We start from the raw sequence: 22265 nt of genomic DNA on the forward strand, positions 1-22265 counted from the left end.
GTCAAGGAAATATTGACAGTCTATCTGTGAATGGCGGCTTTTTGGCGGATAGATGCATCGCTATACTCGCCGCTGCTCATACACGGGAGGCCATTTGGCTTACAAATACCGCGTCGCCGTCATCTACCTGCTCGGCTTCTTCATCGACCTCATCAATATGTTCATGGCCTCCGTCGCCTTCCCCGACATCGGCCGTTCGCTGCACGCCTCGATCGGCACGGTGGCCTGGGTGGCGAACGCCTACACGCTGGGCCTGACGCTGGTGATTCCGCTCAGCGCCTGGCTGGCCGAGCGTTTCGGCGGCAAGGCCGTCTTCGTCGCCTCGCTGGGCATCTTCCTCGTCGCCGTGACGGGCGCCGGCTGCGCCGCCAGCATCGAGGCGCTGATCGCCTGGCGCTTCCTGCAGGGCCTGGGCGGCGGCCTGCTGATCCCGCTCGGGCAGACGATGAGCTACCGCCTGTTCGACAAGTCCGAGCGCGCCCGTCTGTCCGCCGCCGTCATGGCGACGGCCCTGCTGGCGCCGGCGTTGTCGCCGCTGCTGGGCGGGCTGGTGGTCGACACGCTGGGCTGGCACTGGATGTTCTTCCTGAATATACCGCTGACGGTGCTGACGCTGGCGCTGGCCGTCGCCTGGCTGAAGGAGGGCAGGAGCGCGGTGCGGGAGCGGCCCGACCTGCCCGGCATGGCCTTGATCGGCGCCGCACTGGCGCTGGTGCTATACGGCTTGTCGCGCTTCGAGCGGGCCGACGGCTGGACCGGCGGCGCCGCGTTTGTGCTGGCCGGGCTGGCGGCCCTGGCCGGGTTCCTGTGGCACGCGCGGCGCGCGGCGGCGCCGGTGCTCGACTTGGCGGTGCTGCGCGATCCCCTGCTGAGGACGGCGATGCTGGTCTACCTGTTCGTCCCCGGCGTGTTTACCGGCATCGGCGTGATCAACATCTTCTTTGTCCAGAGCGCACTGCATATGAGCGCGATCCAGGCCGGCGCGCTGATGCTGCCGTATTCGGCGGCGGCCTTCGTTTCCATCGGCATGGTCGGGCGCCTGTTCAACCGCGTCGGCCCGCGCACGCTGCTGCTGCCTGGCGTCGCCCTGTTCGGGCTGGGCATCGCGACCTTGCTGTCGGTGTCCGGCAGCGGCCACGGCGCGCGCATGGTCGCGGCCTTCCTGCTGATGGGCTTCGGCGGCGGCATCGCCTCCAGCACGGCGCAGACAATGGCGCTGCTGGACATCGGCGACGCGGCGATGGCCAAGGCCAGCGCCATATGGAACTTGAACCGCCAACTGTGCTTTTGCGTCGGCGTCGCCGTGTTCAGCCTCATGCTGGGGCTGTTGCTGGCGCGCGCCGGCATTGCCGACCTGGCGGCCGCGCCGGACGGCGGCAAACTGGTTGCCATCTTCCACCTGTGCTTCGCGGCCGGCGCCGCCTCGACACTGATCCCCTTGCTGGCCGTTGCCCGCATCGACAACCGCGGCGTGCTGGCCACGCTGCACCAAGCCCACCACCCCAGCGGAGTAAAAAATGACTGAAACAAGCAGCACCTCATCCCTGCGCGAGGCCGCCCTGCGCGAAGTCGCCGACACCCACGTGCTGATCGAACGCTGCTTGCGCGGCGGCGACGCGGCCGGCCCGGCCTTGCTGGACGCGCTGCTGGCGCGCTTCGAGCCGGGTTTCGGCATGGTCACGCCGGGCGGCTCGCGCCTCGACTACGCGGCGTTGGCGGCATTTCTCGGCGCCGCCGCCGGCACCCGGCCGAACCTGGCGATCGAACTGGCGGACCTGCGCGTGCTGCATGCCGAGGGGAGCGCCGTGTGGTTGACGTTCCGCGAAATCCAGCGCATGGGGCCGACGACGACGCAGCGCCAGTCCAGTGCCCTGCTGGTGGCCGACGCCGGCGGCGCCGTGCGTTGGCGGCACCTGCATGAAACCTGGGGCGGCGCCGCCTCGTAGCGCATGCGACAGCTGGGGACAGACCACGATTTCGGTGAAATATTTCTCGGAAATGGTGGTCTGTCCCCAGCTTTATGTTGTCAAGCATGTTACCCTGTATGGCAACTTTCTAAGGGGTGGCGATGCTCAAGTCCTTGGCGGTGGGCGACAGGGCCGGCGACAAGCCGTCGGCGCAGATGCAGCGCAATTGCGCGTGCGGCAGTCACACCGTCGCCGGCGCCACCTGCACGCGATGCGCGCAGGAACGCGGCGGCGCGGCGCGGCGCGCCCTTGCGGCGCCGCTGCAGCGCGAGGCGCTGGAGCGGGAGGCCGATCATTTCGCCGCCACCGCCACCGCCACCGCCACCGCCACCGCCACCGCGACGCCGGCGCCGGCCGCCGCGGCGCTGTCGCTGGGGGCGGCGCGGCATTTGCGCGCCAGCCCGAATCCGCTGCTGCGCGCCACCATCGAGGCCGGCGCGGCGACGCCGCATGAGGCGCTGGCCGGCGGCGCGGTGCGGCTGCACCGCAATGCGCAGGCGAACGCCGCCGCCAGGCTGGCCGGCGCGCACGCCTACGCCTACGGTTCGCATATCGTGCTGGGCCGCGCGGCGAGCGACGTCGGCAGCGCTTTCGGCCGGCAGGTCTTCGCGCACGAGTTTGCCCACGTGGGCCAACAGACGGCTTTCCGCGGCGAGGCCGCCGCGCCGCAGCCGCAGTTCAGCTTGAAAACCTATATCGCCGCGATGAACCAGCAGCCCGAGCCGGACTGGAAAATGGCGGCGGAGCATTTGAATGGCGAGACGCCCGCAACCATCAACATCATCCTGAAGAAGCTGCCGCCGCCGTACCGCGCCAAATTGCATGCGGCGGCGCGCGAGTGGCCGGGTTTGTGCTCGAATATCGGCCGGCTCACCGAGGCCGATTACCTGAAGGAGCATCCGGAGGTCGAGGCGCGCGCCGCCGCCACCTGCCAGCAGAGCGCGGCGCCGGCCGCCGCGCCGCCGGCGCCGCCCGTGCCCGAGGCCGAGGCTGAGGCGGCCCCGGACACGGCGGGTGAACTGCGCGAGGTCGACGCGGCCAGCTGTTCGCCGCTGTATCTGCAAAAACTGTGCGTCTACATCGTCGGCGGCTTCAACGGCGACCGCAGCGGCGTCGAAACGCCGGACGAGATGGCGGGCCTCAACGCCGCGTGCCGCGCCGAGTCCGAGTATTCGGGACCGGATGTCGCGCTCGACGACGCGGAGCGGCTGGCGCTGCGCACGCCGCGTTGCCCGCGCGGCAATCCGGTCGAGGCGCGCGCCCGCGCCCGCGCCGCGCGCATCGGCGAGGTGCTGCGGCGCTCCGCCAGGTACGGCAATATCGGCGAGGAATTGGCGCGCATACTCGGCGACCCGGTCTTCCAGGTCAGTCTGGCGCTGGGCGTCAGCGCCTATCTTGCCCTGTGGTTGATGCCGGAACCCTTGATCAGCAAGTTCGTCGCCGCGCTGACGACGATCGCCATCCTGAGCAGCGGACTGTTTTCCGTGTCGATGATTTACAACCTGGCCCAGGCATGGACGGGTATGGAGAGCGAGGCCGATGCGGCGCAGTCGGACGAAGCCTTGGAGCGGGCGGCCGAGCATTTCGGCCGCCGCATCGCCGCCGCCGAGGCGGACTTGCTGGTTTTCCTCGCCTCGATCTTGCTGGGCAAGGTGATTCCGGGGCCGAAGCGGCTGCCGGCGCCGGCCAAGGCGATGGCCGACGCCGAGCGCGCGCTGGCGTCGGCCAAACCCGGCGACAATCTGATCCAGGGGCCGTGGGGGCGCGTCCGCGCCGTCGAACCGGGCGGCAGCGCGGCGCCATCCGGTCCCGCCACGCGCGGCGCCCTGGCGCTGAAGATCGACAGCGCGCCGGCGCCGCAGCCGCGCGTGGCGCCTTACGAAGCGCCGGCGCTGCCGGCCAGCGAGAGTCTGCCCGCCGCCTTGCCGGCCAACGACAACGCGGTGGCGGCGCTGCCGGCGGCGGCGTCGCCGAAACCGACCATCGTCGTCTTGCCCGGTGTCGGCGTGGCGCCGGCCCCGCATACGCCGCCGAAAAAGACCCGGCCGCCGTTCGTGCTCCGGCTGCCGCTGCAAAAGGGGCCGCATCTGCGCACCTACCGGGGCTGGCTGGGCGTGCTGCAATCGGACCCGAACTATGTGCGCGGCAATCCCGACCAGTTGCGGGACTGGCACAAGGCCCTGCGCATCGGCGGCAGCGACCCGATACCGATGCGCGTCTACGAGCGCGGCCACCGGCTTGGTTTTACCGGCGAAAAGGGGGAGGAGACCATCCGCGCGCCGCAATGGTCGGGCACGCGCGACGTGGCGATGGAGGTCGACCATATCGTCGAGCTGCAATTGACGCCCGACTCGCACCGCGATCATTTCAACTCGATCGCCAACTTTGAGTTGCTCGACCGCGGCGCGAATGGCACGTCGGGCCCGCTGCTGGCGGCGCGTATCCGCACCGAACGGGCCAAGCAGGTCGCCTTCGACCCGACGCTGGTCAACAGCGTGCTGCGCTTTGACGAGGTGGTGCTGGAGGGCGGCAGCGCCGGGGAGCGCTGGGTGCCGGACGAGCTACGCGCCGGCAAGCAGTTGGACGCCTACCTGCGCAACAAGAAATAGCGCGGCGGCTGTCCCTGCCAGCATCATCTTGCCGCAGCCGGAAAGCATGACTGAATCGGATTGGACGTCGCCGAAGCCTACTTCGCGTCCTTCTTGAAATCGCCCGGATCATAGCCAGCGAATTTTTTGATGCACCACAGGTAGACGGGGAGCGAGCAGAGAGCGCCTATCCCCGTCACCAACAAGATTAAAGCGGGCTTTTGCGGCCAAGCCCAATGGTATTGACTGCTCAATTGGAATAAACCGATCGACGCCACGATGGCCGCAATGCTGAGCCAAGCGAGGCACTTCCCCACGATATGATAGACCGCCCGCTTTTGCGTCCATGTCTTATCCGCCAACCTGAACAGTGCCTTGACGTTGTGCCGCCAGTTGAAGCAGTATTTGCTGGCCGGGGAGAGCGATACCCGGGCAGCTAGCTCAAGTATGGACGGCCTCCGCTGAATCGATTCGATCGCGCCCAGTGATGCATAAATCGCCTTGACGATATCGGCAGCCTCGCTCTTGGTGGAAGCTTTCGCGCTGTTGCATGCGATTTTCGACCACTGCGACTCGACGACATCTCCGTCGCCGCGCCCCTGATTGGGAAAGTAGTATGCCATCACCAAATCGTGCAGTGCGACATATGGGACAGCATGGCTCCCCAGGTATTTCATTTCCTTGCGGCAGACGGCGTGGACCAGTTCGTGCACGATGGTGTAGTCTAGCTCAGGCGAAGCTGCCGATAAGCGGATGGAGTGAGGCCCCGCCAAATACTCGCCATGTATCTGCATTTTTGCAGCCTTGGCTGCGCTCAAGACTTCAAGCGCCGGCCGCCTGTCCTTCGGCAGACCCAATTCCCCGCAGATGAATGCGTACCTGTTCGACGCATAGTCTGCGGGATCAATCGGGTTCTGCTCCAGCTGGTACTCCATATATCCTCACTAAATTAAACCAAAGACCTGGTCTGCGATTCCTCAGGAACCGAACAATCTCCGACGGGAAGATCATACTAGTCTGAGTTGCAGATTCGTTCAATGCATAGAGCGAGAATCGGCCCGATACCGGGCGGGCAAAACAGCGCGGCCCGGCGTTGAACGAATCAACGCCGGGCCGCGGCGGGTGCAAAGGCGGCGGCCCCGGAGGGCGCGTCGCCGGCTGCGATTAGTAGCTGGTCAGGGCGGCTGGCTGGCCGCCTTTGAAGGTGAAGATCGTCACTGGCGACTGCTTCATGTCGCCGTTGGCGTCAAACGCGTAGTTGCCGGCCACGCCCTTGTAGGCGATCGCCGAGATGGCCGGGCCAACCTTGGCCGGGTCGATCGAGTTCGCCTTCTGCATCGCCTGGGCAAACATCATCGTGGCGTCGTAGAACGAGGCGGCGTAGACGTCGGCGTTCTGGTTGAAGCGCTTCAGGAAGCGCGCCTTGAAGGCCGGGCCGTTGGCGGCCTTGTCGAGGATGGCGCCGCCTTGCGAGCACAGCACGTTGTCGGCGACGGCCTCGCCGCCCAGGTGGCCCATTTCGGCCGTGCAGATGGTGTCGCCGCCCAGCAGCTTGGCGTTGATGCCCAGTTGTTTCATCTGGCGGGCCATCGGCGCGCCCTGCGGCGCGTAGCCGCCGAAGAAGATCGCTTCGACGTTCTTGGTCTTGAGTTTGGTCAGGATCGAGGTGAAGTCGAACGATTTGTCGGTGGTGAATTCATGGCCGGCGACGGTCATGCCGGACAGCTTGGCCTGCTTCTTGAACTCTTCCGCCAGACCCTGGCCGAAGGCGGTGCGGTCGTCGATGACGGCGACGGTTTTCAGCTTCATTTCCTTGGCCGCGTACAGCGCCATCTTGGAGCCCAGCTGGGTGTCGCTGGCGTTCACGCGGAACAGGTTTTTGTAGCCCTGCTGGGTGATTTTCGGGTTCGAGGCGACGGTGGCGATGACGACGCCGGCGTCGTTGTAGGCGCGCGAGGCGGGAATGGTCACGCCCGAGTTGTACGGACCGGCGACGAACTTGACGCCGCTGTCGATCAGCTTTTGCGCCGCCGCCACGCCGGCTTTCGGATCGCCCTGGTCGTCCTCGGACTGCAGTTCGAATTTGATTTTTTTGCCGGCCACGGTGATCGGCTTGGCGTTCAGTTCCTCGATCGCCAGGCGCACGCCGTTTTCATTGTCCTTGCCGGAGAAGGACTGCGAGCCCGACAGGGGACCGCTATGGCCGATTTTAACAACGGTCTCTTGGGCGGCGGCGCCGACGGCAACGCTCAGCAGGGCGGCTGCGCCGACGATGTGTTTGATTTTCATGTAGTCTCCAGATGGTAAATGTGCCGGCCGGACGGTGATCGTATCGATGCCCGGCCTGCACCGCGAACGGTAAAGCGCGGAACAGAATTATGCTTAAATTCTGGACGTATTATTGTGTTATTTCACGCCGCTGTCGCGCTATTTCCCTCACCTTTCCGTCGGAGCGTTGCATTTTGGCGAATTTTGTTCTGTTCGCCTGAAAGCGGGCAGCGACCTGTTGTCATCGCGGAATTGTTGCCTTTTTTGCGCAGATGGCCCGGCGGCGATTGACGGCCGTGGCCAAATCCTCTATCGTCGGCACGCGGCGGACCCTTCAAGCCGGCCGACCCTGCCTTGAGCGAGGGCGCGCCTCCACGGGGTTACCCCTTGGGATTTGATCGACCCGCACTACGTCGCGTGAGCCGCACTGCACTGCGTGCAGCAGTGCTCACGCATAACAAGACTGGTTGGAGGCTCTCCGCCGCCCCTATAAAGAAGCGTTGCTATGACACCCCAATCCCTGGTCGCGCTGGCGCTGGCCGACTCGATGCTGGCGGGCGAGGCCACGGCGGCCGGGCTGGCGCGCAGCGCCGCCTGGTCGCTGGGCCGCTCCTGGCCCTGGGTGGCGCCGCTGTGCCGCGCGCTGTGGCGCCGCGCCGGCGCCCATTTCCCCCACTACAGCCGCGACGAGCTGGCGCAATTGATCGTGCGGCAGCGCAGCTTCGCCGCCGCCTGGCAGGCGGGCGCGCCGTTGCCTGCCATCGTGCGTTACTGCCTGCGGCGGGCGCCGGCGCCGGCGGCGCCGGCCTGGCTGGCGCCGCTGGGCCTGCCCGGGCTGGCCGGCAGCGCCGAGCTGGCGCGCTGGTTGCGCGTCACGCCGGGCGAGCTGGCATGGTACGCCGACCAGTGGCGCGACAACGCGGCGGCGGACCAGGCGCTGGGGCATTACCGCTACCGCTGGCTGGCCAAGCGCAGCGGCGGCCTGCGCCTGTTGGAGATGCCCAAGCTGCGCCTGCGCGCGATCCAGCGCCAGGTGCTGCGCGGCCTGCTCGACCGGGTGCCGGCGCATCCGGCCGCGCACGGCTTTCGCCGCGGCCGCTCCTGCGCCACGCACGCGGCGCTGCACACCGGCCAGGCGCTGGTGCTGCGCATCGACCTGCAGGATTTCTTCCCCTCGATTCCGGCGCCGCGCGTCCAGGCGCTGTTCGCCAAGCTCGGCTATCCGGACACGGTGGCCGGCTTGCTGGCGCGCCTGTGCACGCACCGCGCGCCGGGCCGCGTGCTGGCGGCGGCGCCGGCGCCCGACGGCTTGACGGCGGCCGGGCGCGCCGCGCTGCGCACGCCGCACCTGCCGCAGGGCGCGCCGACCTCGCCGGCGCTGGCCAATCTGTGCGCCTACCGCCTCGACCTGCGCGTCGATGCGCTGGCGCGCTCGCTCGGCGCGACGTATTCGCGCTACGCCGATGACCTGGCCTTTTCCGGCGGCGCCGCGTTCGCGCGCGCCGCCGGGCGTTTCGCGCAGCAAGTGGCGGCGATCGCGCTGGAGGAGGGCTTCCGCGTCCAGCACCGCAAGACGCGGGCGATGCGCGCCGGCACGCGCCAGCAGCTCACCGGCATCGTCGTCAACCGCCATCCGAACCTGCCGCGCGCTGACTTCGACGTGCTCAAGGCGACGCTGAACAATTGCGTGCGGCACGGGCCGGCGTCGCAGAACCGCGAGGGGCGCGCCGACTTCCGCGCCTGGCTGGCGGGGCGGCTGGCCTATCTGCACATGCTCAACCCGCAGCGCGGCCTGCGGCTGCGGCGCCTGTTCGAGCAGATCGACTGGGGCTGAGGCGCGGCGCCCGGCGACAAAAAAATGCCGCCCGGTGTGCGATCCGGACGGCATCGGGCGTCTGCGCGTGCGTGCTTACTGCTTGTCGCGGCGGCGGGCGGCGAAGCCCAGGATGCCCAGGCCGGCGAGCAGCATGGCGTAGGTGCCCGGTTCAGGCACTGCGGTCATGAAGGCGCGGTAATTGCTCAAACCGTGGGGCAGGCCGCTGATCATGAAGGTGTCGTTCGGTCCCAGCGGGGTGGTCCAGTGGAAGAACAGCTCGCCCTGGCCGAAATGGATGGCCAGATAGTCGTAGGGAACGCTGCTGTTGAAGGTATTGGCGCCGCCTGACACGCCGCCCGTCGCATTGCTGCAGTTGCTAGTCGGGTTGTCGCACCCGGAGACGGCGGCGCCGACCGCGCTCGATCCGGACAGGCCGAACTGGGCGTTCAGATAGTTCATGATTTCGGTGTCCGACTGCGGCGTCAGGTTGTCATTGTAATAGGCGACCATCGACGCCGGCGAAGGCGAGAAACTCACGCTGCTGCCCTCGATGACGAAAGGACTGTCGGGGCCGACCGCAACCCATGTACCGTTGTTGGATGCCTGCGCGGACGCCGCCGCGAGCACTAGCCCCGCGGTGACGGTTGCTGCCTTGAGAATGTGGCTGATTGACGTTTTCATCTTATCCCTCTTGCGTTTAAATGTAGCCTCAGGTGTGGCCTTATCCTGCAAGCGGCCCGCCCGACGGTTATTATTTCTGCTTTGTTTGCGACAAAGTTGACGCCTGTTTGCGCGAATCGACTGCGCATCCTGCAGATTAGACGTGAATTCCATAATTACAATGAAAATATCTTAATTGTAACTTTGTTATCTTCTAGGCATTGCATTTGCGGCTGAGGCGGCTTATCCCCGTTTAAGTTGCTGGGGCAACTTCGCTGCGCCGGGATGGTTGCCGCTGCGGCGCGGGCGGGTAAAAGATATGCGAAAATGCCGGCAATATTGGCATATTGCCAAATTCCCTCCCTCTACGTTTACAGGAATAACATGCCGATCTTTGGTATAGGCTTACATGTTCTCATCGCGCTGTTCTTCGCCGTCCACGCGATCCGCCACGGCCAGCAACTGTTCTGGCTCATCGTGCTGTTCTCCTTCCCCCTGCTGGGCAGCGTCGTCTACTTTTTTGCGATCTACCTGCCCAACTCGCGCCTTGAGCACGGCGCGCGCAAGGTCGCCGTCGCCGCCGCCAAGTCGCTCGACCCGGGCCGCGCGCTGCGCGAGGCGCGCGCCGCCTTCGATTACACACCGACGGCGCAAAACCAGATGCGCCTGGCGTCGGCCCTGCTCGACAGCGGCGCCGGCGTAGAAGCCGCGGACACTTACGAGGCCTGCCTGCGGGGCGCCTTCGCGTCCGACCTGGAAATCCGTTTCGGCGCCGCGCGCGCCAACCTCGCGTGCGGGCGCGCGCGCCAAGCCATCGAACATCTGGAGTCGATCCAGCGCAGCGACGCCAACTTCCGCGCCGAGCCGGTGGCCTTGCTGCTGGCGCAGTCCTACGCCGCCGCCGGCCGCCGGCAGGAGGCCCGCGACGCGTTCGAGGCGGCGCTGGCCCGCTTCGGCAGCTTCGAATGCCAGGCCGAATACGCGATCTGGGCGGCCGGCGCGGGCGAAAAGGAACTCGCCGAGCGCCACAGGCAGGAATTGCAGCGCACCGTGGAGCGCTGGAGTCGTCACACCCGCGGCATCAACGCGGACTTGCTGCGCCGCGTCAACGCCGCCCTCGGCGGCAATCTGTAGCTGCTGAGCAGGGAAGCTGGGAAGCTGGGGACAGACCACGATTTTCAAGAAATTATTTCTTGAAAATCGTGGTCTGTCCCCGGCTGTGGCCTCGGCGTGGCCGTCGGTGCGCTTGAGCGGGCGCTCAAGGTCGTCGATGTAGGTGAATAGAAGCGGCGGGGACAGACCACAATTTCCAAGAAATAGTTTCTCGAAAATCGTGGTCTGTCCCCGGCTGTGGCGCCGCCTGGAATCAGGCTTGCTTTTTCAGGCTCACGGTATTGCCGGCCTCGGCGTGGCCGTCGGCGTGCTTGTGGCGGCGCAGCTTGGCGGCGAGGCGCTTGAGCAGGTGCTCAAGGTCGTCGATGTAGGTGAACACGGCCGGCACCACCAACAGGCTCAGCAGCGTCGACGTGATCAGGCCGCCGATGACGGTGATCGCCATCGGCGAGCGGAAGCTCGGGTCGGCGCCCCAGCCCAGCGCCAGCGGCATCATGCCGGCGCCCATCGCGATGGTCGTCATCAGAATCGGCCGGCTGCGCTTGTGGCAGGCGTCCACCAGCGCGTCGAAGCGGCTCATGCCGGCCTGGCGCGCCAGGATCGCGTAGTCGACCAGCAGGATCGAGTTTTTCGTCACGATCCCCATCAGCATGATCAAGCCTATCATCGACGGCATCGACAGCGCCCGCCCGGTGATCAGCAGCGCCACGAAGGCGCCGCCTATCGACAGCGGCAGCGCCGCCAGAATCGTCACCGGCTGCATGAAGTCCTTGAACAGCAGCACCAGCACGCAGTAGATGCACAGCACACCGATCAGCATGGCCAGGCCGAAGCTGGCGAACAGCGCCACCATTTCCTGGGCGTCGCCCAGTTCGGCGATCTTCACGGCCGGCGGCAGGTTCTTCATCGACGGCAGCGCGCGCGCCTCTTCATTGAGCTCGCCGAGCGAGCGCCTGCCCAGCTCGACGTCGAGCGTCACGTTGCGGCTGCGGTTCAGGCGGTCGATCTGCGCCGGCCCGCTTTCCATCGTGATGCTGGCGACGTTGGACAGGCGCACCGGCCCGTGTTTGCCGGGCACGGTGAGCTGCTCGATGGCCGCCAGGTCGGCGCGCACGCTGTCGGGCAGCTTGACGCGGATCGGCACCTGGCGCTCCGGCAGGTTCATCTTGGTCAGGTCGGTGTCGTAGTCGCCGGCCGTGGCCACGCGCACGGTTTCGCCGATCGCCGCGGCCGTCACGCCCAGGTCGGCGGCGCGGGCGAAGTCGGGCCGCACGATGATTTCCGGGCGCACCAGCGAGGCGCTGGAGCTGACGTTGCCGATGCCTTTCAGGCCGCGCAGTTCGCGCTCGACCTTCTGCGCCGCCTCGGTCAGCGCGACCGGGTCTTCGCTGCGCAGCACCAGCTGCATCTTGACGCCGGAGTCGGGCGGGCCGACGTTGAAGCGGGCGCCGGGAATGGCGTCGAGCTGGTGGCGGATCTGCGTCTCCAGGTCGGCCATCGACTCCTTGCGGTCGGTGCGGTGCACGGTGGTCAGGGTCAGCACGGCGCGGCGCGCCTCGGCCGCCGCGCCCGGGGCGAAGGCGTCGCCGCTGGAGCCGCCGCCGATCGAGCTGAACACGCCGGTGACGCCTTTCACGCGCATCGCCGCCAGGCGCGCCTGCTCGGCCACGCCGCGCGTTTCCGTCAGCGTCGAGCCGGGCGGCAGCTCCAGGTTGATCTGGGTCTGGTCGCGGTCGGCCGCCGGCACGAAGCCCGTCGGCAGCAGCGGCACCAGCATGATCGAGCCGACGAAGAAGGCCGCCGAGGCGATCCCCGTCACCAGGCGGTGCGTCAGGCACCAGCGCATCAGGCGGATGTAGCGCTGCATCACCCAGCTGTCCTTTTCCTCCTCGACGTGCAGGTGCGGTTTCAGCAGGTACGCCGCCATCATCGGCGTCAGCAGGCGCGCCACCACCAGCGAGGCCAGCACGGCCAGCACGGCGGTCCAGCCGAACTGCTTGAAGAACAGGCCCGGCACGCCGCCCATGAAGGCGGTCGGCAGGAACACGGCGACCAGGGCGAAGGTCGTGGCGATGACGGCCATGCCGATTTCGTCGGCCGCCTCCATCGCCGCCTGCATCGGCGTCTTGCCCATGCGCAGATGGCGCGAGATGTTTTCGATTTCGACGATGGCGTCGTCGACCAGCACGCCGACCACCAGCGCCAGCGACAGCAGCGTGACGGTGTTGAGGGTGTAGCCGAACCAGTAGATGCCGAGGAAGGCCGGCATCACCGACAGCGGCAGCGCCGCCGCCGCCACCAGGGTGGCGCGCCAGTCGCGCAGGAACCACCACACCACCAGCACGGCCAGCAGCGCGCCCTCGTAGAGCAGCTCCATCGAGCCCTGGAAGTTTTCCTCGACCGGCAGGGCGTTGTCGATGGTCTGTTTCAGCACGACGTTGGGATTGGCCGCCTGCAGTTCGGCGATGGCGGCGCGGCTGCCGTTGGCGACGGCCACCTCGCTGGCGCCCTTGGTGCGGAAGATTTCGAAGCCGACCACGTTGCGGCCGTCCTGCTCGGCCAGCGAGCGCGGCTCGGCCACGGTGTCGCTGACCGTGGCGACCTGGTCGAGGCGGATGTGGCGCCCGTCCGGCAGGGGAATCTCGACGCGCGACAATTCCTCGGCCGTCTTGACGGTGGCGATGGTGCGCACCGACTGCTCGGCGCCGCTGACGTCGCCGCGCCCGCCCGGCGCCTCCTTCTGCACCAGGCGCAACTGGCGCGACACGTCCAGCGCCGACACCTTCAGCGCCGCCATGCGGGCGTCGTCGAGCTCGACGCGGATCTCGCGGAACACGCCGCCGACGCGCTTGACGGCGCCCACGCCGGGCACCGACAGCAGGCGCTTGGCGACGGTGTTGTCGACGAACCAGCTCAGCTCCTGGCCGTCCAGCTTGCCGCCGGGGGCGGCGCTGGCCGTGAAGGTCAGGATCACCCGGCCGGCCGTCGAGGCCTTCGTCACGGTCGGGTCGCGCAGCTCGGCCGGCAGGTCGGCCTTGACGCGGGCGACGGCGTCGCGCACGTCGTTGACGGCTTCGGCGATCTGCTTTTCCAGGATGAACTCGACGGTCACGGTGACGTTGCCGTCGAGCACCTTGGTGTAGATGTTCTTGACGCCCTGCAGCGTGGCGACGGAGTCCTCGATCTTGCGCGCCACCTCCGTTTCCAGCTGGGCCGGGGCGGCGCCCGACAGCACGGCGCTGACGGTGATGAGGGGCAGTTCGATGTCGGGGAAGTCCTGCACCGGGTTGGCGCGGTAGGCCAGCAGGCCGGCCAGCGTCAGCAGCGCGAACAGCATGATGGCCGGGATCGGGTTCTTGATCGACAGGGAGGAGAAATTCATCGCGGCCCCTTACTTGGTGCGCGGCGCGGCCGGCGCGCTGGCGCTGGCGCTGGCCGCGACATTGCGCACCAGGTCGCCGTCGTTGAGGAAGCCGGCGCCGCTGATGACCACCGGCGTGTTGGCCTGGATGCCGTCGAGGATCTCGATGCGGTCGGCCAGGCGGCGGCCCGCGCGCACCTTGACCTGGCTGACGCGCTGGTCGCTGTTCAGGCGGAACACATAGCTGAAGCCGTCGCGCACGGCGATGGCTTGCTGCGGCACCGTCATCGCCGCCGACACGCCCAGCTCGAACTGGCCGCTGGCGAACATGCCGGCCTTGAACGGCGCGTCCTTGGCGTCGCTCGCCGGCAGGTCGACATACACCAGGGCGTTGCGGGTTTGCGGGTCGACGGTCGGGGCGATCGTGCGCACCTTGCCCGTCAGCGTGCTGCCGTTGGCGGCCTTGACCAGCGCGCTGGTGCCAGGCTTCAGGTTCAGCAGCTCGCTGGCGGTGACCTCGGCGCGCCATTCGAGGCGGCCCTGGCGTATCATGCGGAACAATTCCGTGCCGGCGCCGACGACGGCGCCGACGGTGGCCGCGCGCGCCGAGATGACGCCGCTGTCGGGCGCCAACACCTGGGTGTAGCGCAGGCGCAGCTGCTGCGTCGCCAGCGCCGCGCGGGCCGAGGCGATGCGCGCGTTGGCGGTCTGCTCGGCCGTCAGGTACTGGCTGATCTGCTGCGCGCTCAGCGCGCCGGTCGTTTGCAGCGAGCGGGCCCGCGCCGCGTTGGCGCCGGCCTCGGCGGCGTTGGCCTCCGCTTCGAGCAGGGCGGCGCGGGCCTGGGCCAGGTCGGCCTGGACGCTGTCGGCCGAGAACACGGCCAGCACCTGGCCGGCGCGCACCTGGTCGCCGACGTTGACGCGCACCTCGGTCAGGCGCAGGCCGTTCGACTCGCTGCCGATGACGGCTTCCTGCCAGGCGGCGACGTTGCCGTTGGCGCTCAGCTTGATCGGCAGGCGCGCCGCCTGCGGCGTCGCGGTGCTGACCGTCAGCGCCGGTTTCGGCGCGTCGGCCTTCTTGTCGTCGGCGGCGGTCGAGGCCGGCGCGTACAGCGCGAAGCCCAGGCCGGCGGCGCCGACGGCGGCGGCGACGATGACGGTGATACGGTTCAGTTTATATGTTTTCATGGTTTATCCGGCAAAGGTCGATACGGGATGGTCAATTCGCGGCGGGGGCGGTCCAGCCGCCGCCGGCGGCGCGGTACAGGGCGATCCAGGCGGCGCGGCGGTCGCGCTCCAGGCTGACCACCGCGTTCTCGGCGGCCAGGCGGGTGCGGCGGGCGTCCTCCAGCTCCAGCAGGCTGGCCAGGCCGTTCTTATAACGGTCCTCGGTGGCCGTGAACGAACTGCGGTAGCCGGCCAGCGCCGTCTGCGCGTGGCCGCCGCGCTCGTCGGTGCTGGCCAGGTTGACGAGCGCCTCCTCGACCTCGCGCACGGCCTGGCGCACGCTGCCGCGGTAGTTGGCGACGGCTTCGTCGTAGCGCGCGGCGGCGGCGTCGACGTTGGCGCGGCGCCGGCCGCCGTCGAACAGCGGCAGCGTCACGGCCAGCGGGCCGATGCTCCAGGTGTTGTCCCTGGCGCTGCTGTCGCCGTTGCGGACATGGGTGGCGCCGACGGCGCCCGACAGCGTCAGGCGCGGATAGCGCTGGGCCTGGGCGGCGCCGACGTCGGCGCTGGCGGCCGTCACGGCGCGCTCGGCGGCGAACACGTCGGGGCGCTGGCCGAGCGTGCGGGCCGGCAGCGCGTCCACGGCCAGCGGCGGCGTCGGCGCGGCGGCGGCGCCGGCCAGGCGCTGGCGCAGCTGCTCCTCGCTCAGCGCCGTCAGCGCCACCAGCGCCTTGACGTCGCGGTCGCAGGCGGCGCGCTGCTCGATGGCGCGGCTGCTGCCCTCGGCGGCGCTGGCGCGCGCCAGCGCCACTGTGGCCGGCGCCTGGAAGCCGGCGCCGGCGCTCAGTTCGGTCAGGCGCGCCGTGTCGGCGCGCGAGGCGGCGTCCTGGCGCGCCACGGCCAGCAGTTGCTCGCAGGCGCGCAGGCTGTAATACTGGTTCGCCACCTCGGCGGCGACGGACACGCGGGCGTCGTGCCAGCCGGCCTGGGCGCCGTCCAGGCGGGCCTGGGTGGCGTCGCGGGCGGCGCGGTTGGCGCCGAACAGGTCGATTTCCCACGACGCCTGCAGCGCCGCCTGCGCCGTCGTGCCCGGCGGCTGCGCCGCCTGCCGGCCGGCGCGGCCTACGCTGGCGTTGCCGTCCAGCGTAGGCGCCAGCGCGGCGCCGCTGGCCACGCGCTCGGCGCGCGACTGGGCGATGCGCGTGCGCGCCGCGGCGATCGACGGGCTGACCTCCTGCGCCGCGGCGATCAGTTGCACCAGCAGGGCGTCGCCCTGGCGCTGCCACCAGCCGGCCAGGTCGCCGACGCTACCCTGGTGCGGCAGCGGCGCCTGCCATTGTTGCGGCGCGGCGGCCGTCACGTGGGGCGCCGGCGCCTGCGCGGCACAGGCGCTCAGCGCCAGCGCCGCGGCGGCGGCCAAGGCGCGTCGTGGGAATGTCTTCATGCTGCTCCTTGTTGTAGACGAATTTTTTCGGCGGCGATGATCGCCTCGGCATAGCCGACCAGCTGCGCGCTCCACTGCTGCAGCGCCTCCGGCGTGGATTTCAATTGCGGGTGGGTCGCATCGACCACTTCGCAGGCCAGCATCAGTTGCAGGCCGATGCCGCTGACGGCGAAGGCCAGCCGGTGCATGGCGTCGTCCGCCGCCGCGACGCCGAGGTGGCGGCACAGCAGGCCGACCAGGGCCAGGTGCATGGGCTTGAGCGACAGGTTGATCTGCTCGGTCAGCAGGCCGGTGGGTTCGAGCATCTCGCGCGACCACAAGCGCATGCACCATTGCGCCACCTCGCCTTGCCGCAGCGGTTCCACCATCAGGGCGAAATAGCCGTCGAGCGACTGGCGCAGCGTGAAATGGGGCTGGTCGAAGCGGTCGATATCGTGTTGCGGGCCGGTGGGCGAGGCCGACAGCGCGGCGCGGTACAGGCCGGCCTTGTCGCCGAAATAATAGCTGATTGCGGCGACGTTCGCTTCGGCCGCGTGGGCGATGTCGCGGGTCGGGGTGTTGCTGTAGCCGCGCTCGGCGAACAGGCGCATGGCCGCCGTCAGCAGGCGCTGGCGCGACTGCGCGCCGTCGGCGCGCGGCTTGCGCGCGTCGTCGTTGCCGGCGCCGCGGGATTTATTGCGAAATTGTACATTCATGCCGATATTACACCACATATTTTAAACAATTGATATAATTTAATCGCTTGTTTTGTTTGTGTGCCGGCCGGGGGGCGGGATGCCGGGAATTGGCGCAATCGGGCCCGGTGGGGGAGGGCACGCCGCAGCTGCGCGGCGTGCCGGGGCCAGCTAGCCGCCCGTGTTACTTGATGCCAAACTTGGAGAACTCTTCCAGGGTTTTGTCGATTTCCGCCTTGCTCGCCTGCATCGCGTCGCCGATCCGCGACCCGAAGAACGCCACGTCGCTGTCATTGAGCATGATGTTGGAATACATGCGCGAAATCGGGCAAAACTGGATGCCGAAGCGCTTGCTGGTTTCCCGGATGATATTCGACAGCATCTTGTTCTTGTTCGAATAGGTATCGGCGCTCGTCGGCGCGACGTCGTCGACGTGGAAGGTGAGCGCGTTGGGCAGCCCCTGGACGAACATGGGAATGTCGTTGTCGTCCGCCGCGGCGACCAGCAATTCGCCGATTTTTTTCATGTGGCCTTCCACGCGCTCGTAGCAGCCCGTGTCCGCCTGCAGTATCGTCAGGCAGGCCTTGACCGCGACCAGACCCATCGTATAGCCGTTGAAGGTGCCGCCGAAAATCACCTTGCCGTCGGCGTAGAGCGACATGATTTCCTTGGTCGAGAGCACGGCGCTGACGGGCATGCTGCCGCCGCCCAGGGCCTTGCCGAGGATGGTGATGTCGGGCTTGATGCCGTACAGGCCTTGCGCGCCGCCGATGCCGGCGCGGAATCCGGTGATGACCTCGTCGAAAATCAGCAGCACATTGTGCTTGGTGCACAGGGCGCGCACCTGTTCGAGGTAGCCGGGCGCCGGCGCGATGCCGCCGCCGTTGACGAGGAAGGGCTCCATGATGACGGCGGCGATCTCGCCGCTGTATTTCTCCAGGGTGCTTTGCAAGACCGCCGCGTCGTTCCACTGCAGCAGGAAGGATTGCGCCTCCAGCACGCCGTCGGCGCGCCCCTTGGTGTTGAGCACGTCATTGGACTTCATCTTCGGCGTGGGGAAGTCCGTGTCGCCCGGATAGCCGCCGATGATGTTGTCGGCGTTGCCGTGGTAGTGGCCGGAGAAGCGCACGAAGCGCTGCTTTCCCGTGTAGCCGCGCGCCAGGCGGATGGCGTTTTGCACCGCCTCCGTGCCGCTCAGGCAAAAGCGCACCTGGTCCGCCGACGGGTAGCGCGCCAGCAGGGCTTCGGCCACTTCGACTTCCATGTCGCACATGTCGACGGCGGTGGCTTTTTTCAAGCCGCCTATCATGGCTTCCAGGTATTGCGGATGGTTGTGGCCGAGGAAGAGGGCGCCGAATTTATTGAAAAAGTCGATGTGCTCGTTGTTGTCCAGGTCCCATACGCGCGCCCCTTCGCCGCGCTTGAAGGGGATGTTCAGCGGTCTTTGCGGGGTGGCGAAATTGAAGTGCGAGCCCCCCGGGTAGTACTTGATGCAGCGATCCAGGTATTTTTTGGACAGGTTGAGGTTCAATCTGGCCATCGGACGGTGAAGGTCGGTGGATGTCATGTCGGTTCGTTTCTATGGAGTAGGTCGGCAGGTCGGCTTATTTATAGTTCAAGTCCCAGAACGGCATGATGGCGACCGGATTTCCGCCCAGCAAACTCGCGCCGGAGGCTTCGTAGAGGCGGTGCGACAGGGCGATGTGCGAACGCGCGGTGGTCATGTCGCGCAATAATTTCTGCAGCGGCTTTTTATCGTAGATGCTGGCCGAGGCGCCCGACAGGTAGAACAGGTCGGTGACGACCTGGTAGGCGTCCTCGGACGATTTGACGGCCGCCAGATGCCCCAGCGCGATGGTGTCCTCGTCGATCTCCTGCCCCTGCTGTACCTTTTCCCAGATATCGCGGATGGTGCCGAACAAGAACGCCCGGGCCGACTGGAACAGCGCGTAGCGCTTGGCGAATTCGATTTGCGTGCCGGAGTCTTCGCTGATGAAATAGTTGGAGCCGAACGGCTGCGTCGACATGCTCCATTTGCGATAGTGCTCCACCGTCGCCTTGGCGATGCCCATGGCCACGCTGGCCTTGGTCAGGGCGAACAGCACGGCCCACGGGAAGCCCAGCACCTTGTTTTTCCGCAACGCCGTGCGGGTGATCGGCCAGACCTGGTCGGCGCCGATGCGCTGGTCCTTGACGCCCCAGTGGTGGCTGCCGGTGCCCTTCATGCCGAGCGTGCGCCAGGTGTCGTTGATATAGATCATGTCCTTCGGGAACATCGCCACGTGCAGCTCGGGATTGCCGCTGGAGCCCATGACGGGCATCTCGTCTTCCATCAGAATGCAACTGCCCAGCATCCAGGTGGCGTGCTGGCAGCCGCTGCCGAAAGGCCACAGCCCGGTCGCGGTGTATTCCTCGCCGTCTTGCTCCAGGCTGCCGCCGGGCATCACGACGCCGCCGGAAATCGCTTTCCCTTCGCCCGAAAAGAATTTCCGGATCACGCTGTCGGGCGCGTAGTTCGAAATGAAGCCGTTCATTTCGATGCCGATCATCAGCGCCCACGCGGTCGAGGCGTCGTAGGAGGCGATTTCTTCCAGCAGTTTCAGCGTCGTCAGCGGGTCCACGTCGGCGCCGCCGAGGCTGGTGGGAACCCACAAATTGTACAAGCCTTCCGCGTGCATTTTGTCGACGATATCGTCGCTCAGGCGCTTCTCGTCTTCCGCCAGGGCGGCCGATTTGATGATGTCGCTTTTGAGTTGTTGCGCCGTCTCGAACAGCTCGCCGCGCAAGCCCACGACGTGGACGCCGGACAAGACCTCCTCGTGGCCGCGGCTGTCCGCGGCGCTGCCTTCAATCATTTTCAAATTTGCACTCATAACTGCTCCGAATTATTCTGCCTGCTTGTTGAAAGAAAAAAACGCTGCGCGGCGGCGCTTAGTAGACGAAGGTGAACGCCGCAAACGCGAACCCGGAACTGGCGACCCAGCCGGCGATCTTGTCGCCGCGGGCGATCTCGCCCTGTTCCTCGAAATGCACGATGGAGGCGGGCATGGAGCCCGATCCGACGTTGCCGTATTCCGGATAGATATACTTGACGAGGTGGCCGGCATTGGCCGCTTCGGCCAGCTTTTGGAATTCCTTCGGTGGGCCGCCGGTATGGCAAAACACGGTTTTCAGCGAGCCGTACTGGTCTTCCAGCGTCTTCAGGATATCGCTCATGCCCGGGCCGCCGTAAGTGAACATGGCCGAGCCCCAGGCGGTGAATGCGCCTATGCCGTTCTTGCCCAGGCGGTCGGTGACCTTGCAGCGGCCTTCCCAGCCATTCAAGGGGATCGTGCACAGATCGGTGTATTTCGTCTGGGAAGAGAAATGGAAATCCCAGTCGTTCCCTTCGTCTTTCTGCAAGATGGTGGCCGAGGCGCCGTCGCTGCCCACCCAGGCCGAGAAGCAGTAGGGCAATTCCTTGATCGACTTCAGCTCGTAGCTGCTGGGGTAGCCGAGGCCGTTGTCGCCGAAGAAGCGCTCGGCGTTGACGACCAGGGCGGTCTTGTACTTACCGAGGAGGAAATAGTTCTGCACCAGTTCGCACGCCCTGGTCCAGCTGATGCAGGCGTCGAGGATGTCGAAGCAGATGGCGTTTTCCATCCCCATGTAATTCGCGACGAAATAGGCGTCGCCCGGCTCCAGGAAGCCCTTGCCCATGCCGGTGTAGATGACCAGGTCGATGTCGCTGGCCGACATCTTGGCCTTGTCGAGGGCGCTGCTGATGGCGCTGGCGAGGAGCTCGATAGGCTTCTCGTTTTCTCCTAGCCAGTAGCGGTATTTGCAGCCGCCCGCCTCCAGCAGGAACCGCGCTGATTTTTTGAACTGCGCAAAGTCGCCGTCGAACACCGGCTCGCTCAGTACTGAAACCTCATGAATGATATCGTCGGTGTCCATTCTTTTGGACCCTTTGACGTACTCAACGCCTGCAATTCTCATAGATATTCCTTCTGATTTCTCATCGTCACGTGGCTGCCATTTGAAAAAACAGGTGCCTATGCAGACCCGGCTATGCGACCGCATGGCATGCGAGGGCGACCCAGTTGCGTTCAGTGCATGAAACAGGATGGTTTTTTAGCGCGCCATACATTGTGATACGCTCCGCGCCCCGGCGTTACTACAGAGCCATGTAGCAAACGGGGGAAATCGGCGGAAAGTTCAGGGCAGCGGGCCGCGCGCCGGGGCCGGGCGCGGCCGCCGCGCCGGGCCGTGGCGGCCGGCGTGGGGGAAGGCTGTGGAGTCGGGGAGCCGGGCGGCGCCCGCTAGATCAAGCCGCAAAAACTGGCCCGTACCACCGCTTGATGGCGGCAACTGACATTGAATTTGCTCATCATGTTGCGCACGTGGTGGACGACGCCGTGTTCGGAAATGCCGAGTATTCTCGAGATCTCCCACGTCGACTTTCCCGACGCCACCCATTTCAGGCACTCCAGCTCGCGCTTGGTCAATGGCGAGGTCAGCGCGACGCCGGGTTTGTTGACGATGCTTTGCATGGTTTGGTGGACGAAGTTGACGATCAAGGGCCCGTGCAGCACGTTCATCTGCAGCAGTTTGCGCGCGTCGTCGCACTGGCGTGACACGGCGAAACTGAGCACGCCCACGTCGCCGTTGCGGCCGTGCACGGGATAACTGATGCCCGCCGCCAGGCCGAAGGCGCGCGCCTCCTCGAAAAATGCCGTCTGATCGGGCCGGCTGTAAGTCTCCGGCCGCCAAATCAGCGGCGTCAAGCGGTTGGCCACGTGGCTGATGACGGGATCGATCTCGATATAGTTCTGCTGCTCGTATTTCTGGCGCCACGCGGACGAGTAATTGGTGAGTATCCGGTCTATGCTTTTATTGCGGTCGATGACGAAGCGCGCGCCATACAAGTAATACTCCATCCCCAGCTTGTGGGTGATCGTCAAGAGCTGCGACTCGATTTGCTTTTCCGTCTGGCACTGGGCCAGGGCGCAAAAATCATCCAGGTCGCCAGCGGGGCCGCTGAAGAGTTTCTCTAATTCCATCATACATACCCATGTGCCGAAATTTTCATGATCGCATCGCATTCAATGAAGAGGATTGGTGGTGAGGATTGCAGTGGTGCGCCGTGCAAATGGATGGCGCCGGGAGGCTTGGGCGCAAGGACTTTCCACTTTGGCATATTGCAATTTATGCATAGAACATACTTG

16 protein-coding genes are annotated in these 22265 nt (G+C 66.6%); 5 read left to right on the plus strand and 11 right to left on the minus strand.

The window, feature by feature from the left end; all coding sequences use genetic code 11:
* Window positions 1–94: 94 nt before the first annotated feature.
* The 3 genes from OIK44_RS15165 (at window position 95) to OIK44_RS15175 (ending at window position 4576) form a co-directional block, all read left to right on the plus strand.
* A complete protein-coding gene (locus tag OIK44_RS15165) occupies window positions 95–1525 on the plus strand; it encodes an MFS transporter (protein WP_273671780.1) in 1431 nt (476 codons plus the stop codon).
* Window positions 1518–1946 carry a hypothetical protein gene (locus OIK44_RS15170; protein WP_273671782.1) on the plus strand — a complete coding sequence of 143 codons (429 nt, stop codon included), beginning with the start codon at window positions 1518–1520 and terminating at the stop codon, window positions 1944–1946. Before OIK44_RS15165 ends, OIK44_RS15170 begins: the two co-directional genes overlap by 8 nt.
* A 122-nt stretch (window positions 1947–2068) precedes the next feature.
* Window positions 2069–4576, plus strand: a complete 2508-nt coding sequence (locus OIK44_RS15175) for an eCIS core domain-containing protein (protein ID WP_273671784.1) — start codon at window positions 2069–2071, stop codon at window positions 4574–4576.
* 77 nt (window positions 4577–4653) lie between these two features.
* On the opposite strand, the gene OIK44_RS15180 is transcribed toward OIK44_RS15175, so the two are convergent.
* Window positions 4654–5490: a hypothetical protein gene (locus tag OIK44_RS15180; RefSeq protein ID WP_273671786.1), complete on the minus strand. Its 837-nt coding sequence runs from the start codon at window positions 5488–5490 to the stop codon at window positions 4654–4656.
* A gap of 229 nt (window positions 5491–5719) precedes the next feature.
* Window positions 5720–6844 carry a branched-chain amino acid ABC transporter substrate-binding protein gene (locus OIK44_RS15185; RefSeq protein WP_273671787.1) on the minus strand — a complete coding sequence of 375 codons (1125 nt, stop codon included), beginning with the start codon at window positions 6842–6844 and terminating at the stop codon, window positions 5720–5722.
* A 484-nt stretch (window positions 6845–7328) separates the two neighbouring features.
* Between OIK44_RS15185 and OIK44_RS15190 the strand changes: the two genes are divergently transcribed.
* The gene (locus OIK44_RS15190; RefSeq protein WP_273671789.1) at window positions 7329–8657 is read left to right on the plus strand and encodes a reverse transcriptase family protein; all 1329 of its coding nucleotides are present in this window, start codon (window positions 7329–7331) and stop codon (window positions 8655–8657) included.
* Window positions 8658–8732: 75 nt separating this feature from the next.
* Here the strand turns inward: OIK44_RS15190 and OIK44_RS15195 are convergent, their stop codons facing one another.
* Window positions 8733–9320 (minus strand): PEP-CTERM sorting domain-containing protein, encoded by a 588-nt coding sequence (locus tag OIK44_RS15195; protein ID WP_273671790.1) that lies wholly within the window; start codon window positions 9318–9320, stop codon window positions 8733–8735.
* A gap of 363 nt (window positions 9321–9683) precedes the next feature.
* Here OIK44_RS15195 and OIK44_RS15200 point away from each other — a divergent pair, with 363 nt between their 5' ends.
* Entirely contained in the window at window positions 9684–10433 is a 750-nt protein-coding gene (locus OIK44_RS15200) for a hypothetical protein (RefSeq protein WP_273671791.1), read from the plus strand.
* A gap of 232 nt (window positions 10434–10665) precedes the next feature.
* On the opposite strand, the gene OIK44_RS15205 is transcribed toward OIK44_RS15200, so the two are convergent.
* From OIK44_RS15205 to OIK44_RS15240, 8 genes are all read right to left on the minus strand, one after another.
* Window positions 10666–13794, minus strand: a complete 3129-nt coding sequence (locus OIK44_RS15205; protein WP_273671793.1) for an efflux RND transporter permease subunit — start codon at window positions 13792–13794, stop codon at window positions 10666–10668.
* A gap of 9 nt (window positions 13795–13803) precedes the next feature.
* Window positions 13804–14961, minus strand: coding sequence for an efflux RND transporter periplasmic adaptor subunit (locus tag OIK44_RS15210; protein ID WP_273671794.1), 1158 nt, complete (start codon window positions 14959–14961; stop codon window positions 13804–13806).
* A 31-nt stretch (window positions 14962–14992) separates the two neighbouring features.
* A complete protein-coding gene (locus OIK44_RS15215; protein ID WP_273671795.1) occupies window positions 14993–16384 on the minus strand; it encodes an efflux transporter outer membrane subunit in 1392 nt (463 codons plus the stop codon).
* A complete protein-coding gene (locus tag OIK44_RS15220; protein WP_273671797.1) occupies window positions 16381–17079 on the minus strand; it encodes a CerR family C-terminal domain-containing protein in 699 nt (232 codons plus the stop codon). Before OIK44_RS15220 ends, OIK44_RS15215 begins: the two co-directional genes overlap by 4 nt.
* A gap of 163 nt (window positions 17080–17242) precedes the next feature.
* Window positions 17243–18625: an aspartate aminotransferase family protein gene (locus OIK44_RS15225; RefSeq protein WP_273671799.1), complete on the minus strand. Its 1383-nt coding sequence runs from the start codon at window positions 18623–18625 to the stop codon at window positions 17243–17245.
* A 37-nt stretch (window positions 18626–18662) separates the two neighbouring features.
* The gene (locus tag OIK44_RS15230; protein WP_273671996.1) at window positions 18663–19913 is read right to left on the minus strand and encodes an acyl-CoA dehydrogenase family protein; all 1251 of its coding nucleotides are present in this window, start codon (window positions 19911–19913) and stop codon (window positions 18663–18665) included.
* A gap of 76 nt (window positions 19914–19989) precedes the next feature.
* On the minus strand, window positions 19990–20994 hold the full coding sequence (locus OIK44_RS15235) for a beta-ketoacyl-[acyl-carrier-protein] synthase family protein (protein WP_273671801.1): 1005 nt from the start codon (window positions 20992–20994) through the stop codon (window positions 19990–19992).
* A 365-nt stretch (window positions 20995–21359) separates the two neighbouring features.
* Window positions 21360–22103 carry a helix-turn-helix transcriptional regulator gene (locus tag OIK44_RS15240; protein ID WP_273671803.1) on the minus strand — a complete coding sequence of 248 codons (744 nt, stop codon included), beginning with the start codon at window positions 22101–22103 and terminating at the stop codon, window positions 21360–21362.
* Window positions 22104–22265: the final 162 nt, after the last annotated feature.

The sequence above is a fragment of the Janthinobacterium fluminis genome (assembly GCF_028595325.1).
GTDB classification, from domain to species: domain Bacteria; phylum Pseudomonadota; class Gammaproteobacteria; order Burkholderiales; family Burkholderiaceae_D; genus Janthinobacterium; species Janthinobacterium fluminis.

Excerpts from the sequence above, each read along its gene's own strand:
- OIK44_RS15170 (WP_273671782.1), top strand. The coding sequence starts at position 1,518 with ATGACTGAAACAAGCAGCACCTCATCCCTGCGCGAGGCCGCCCTGCGC.
- OIK44_RS15175 (WP_273671784.1), top strand. The coding sequence starts at position 2,069 with ATGCTCAAGTCCTTGGCGGTGGGCGACAGGGCCGGCGACAAGCCGTCG.
- OIK44_RS15180 (WP_273671786.1), bottom strand. The coding sequence starts at position 5,490 with ATGGAGTACCAGCTGGAGCAGAACCCGATTGATCCCGCAGACTATGCG.
- OIK44_RS15185 (WP_273671787.1), bottom strand. The coding sequence starts at position 6,844 with ATGAAAATCAAACACATCGTCGGCGCAGCCGCCCTGCTGAGCGTTGCC.
- OIK44_RS15190 (WP_273671789.1), top strand. The coding sequence starts at position 7,329 with ATGACACCCCAATCCCTGGTCGCGCTGGCGCTGGCCGACTCGATGCTG.
- OIK44_RS15195 (WP_273671790.1), bottom strand. The coding sequence starts at position 9,320 with ATGAAAACGTCAATCAGCCACATTCTCAAGGCAGCAACCGTCACCGCG.
- OIK44_RS15200 (WP_273671791.1), top strand. The coding sequence starts at position 9,684 with ATGCCGATCTTTGGTATAGGCTTACATGTTCTCATCGCGCTGTTCTTC.
- OIK44_RS15205 (WP_273671793.1), bottom strand. The coding sequence starts at position 13,794 with ATGAATTTCTCCTCCCTGTCGATCAAGAACCCGATCCCGGCCATCATG.
- OIK44_RS15210 (WP_273671794.1), bottom strand. The coding sequence starts at position 14,961 with ATGAAAACATATAAACTGAACCGTATCACCGTCATCGTCGCCGCCGCC.
- OIK44_RS15215 (WP_273671795.1), bottom strand. The coding sequence starts at position 16,384 with ATGAAGACATTCCCACGACGCGCCTTGGCCGCCGCCGCGGCGCTGGCG.
- OIK44_RS15220 (WP_273671797.1), bottom strand. The coding sequence starts at position 17,079 with ATGAATGTACAATTTCGCAATAAATCCCGCGGCGCCGGCAACGACGAC.
- OIK44_RS15225 (WP_273671799.1), bottom strand. The coding sequence starts at position 18,625 with ATGACATCCACCGACCTTCACCGTCCGATGGCCAGATTGAACCTCAAC.
- OIK44_RS15230 (WP_273671996.1), bottom strand. The coding sequence starts at position 19,913 with ATGATTGAAGGCAGCGCCGCGGACAGCCGCGGCCACGAGGAGGTCTTG.
- OIK44_RS15235 (WP_273671801.1), bottom strand. The coding sequence starts at position 20,994 with ATGGACACCGACGATATCATTCATGAGGTTTCAGTACTGAGCGAGCCG.
- OIK44_RS15240 (WP_273671803.1), bottom strand. The coding sequence starts at position 22,103 with ATGATGGAATTAGAGAAACTCTTCAGCGGCCCCGCTGGCGACCTGGAT.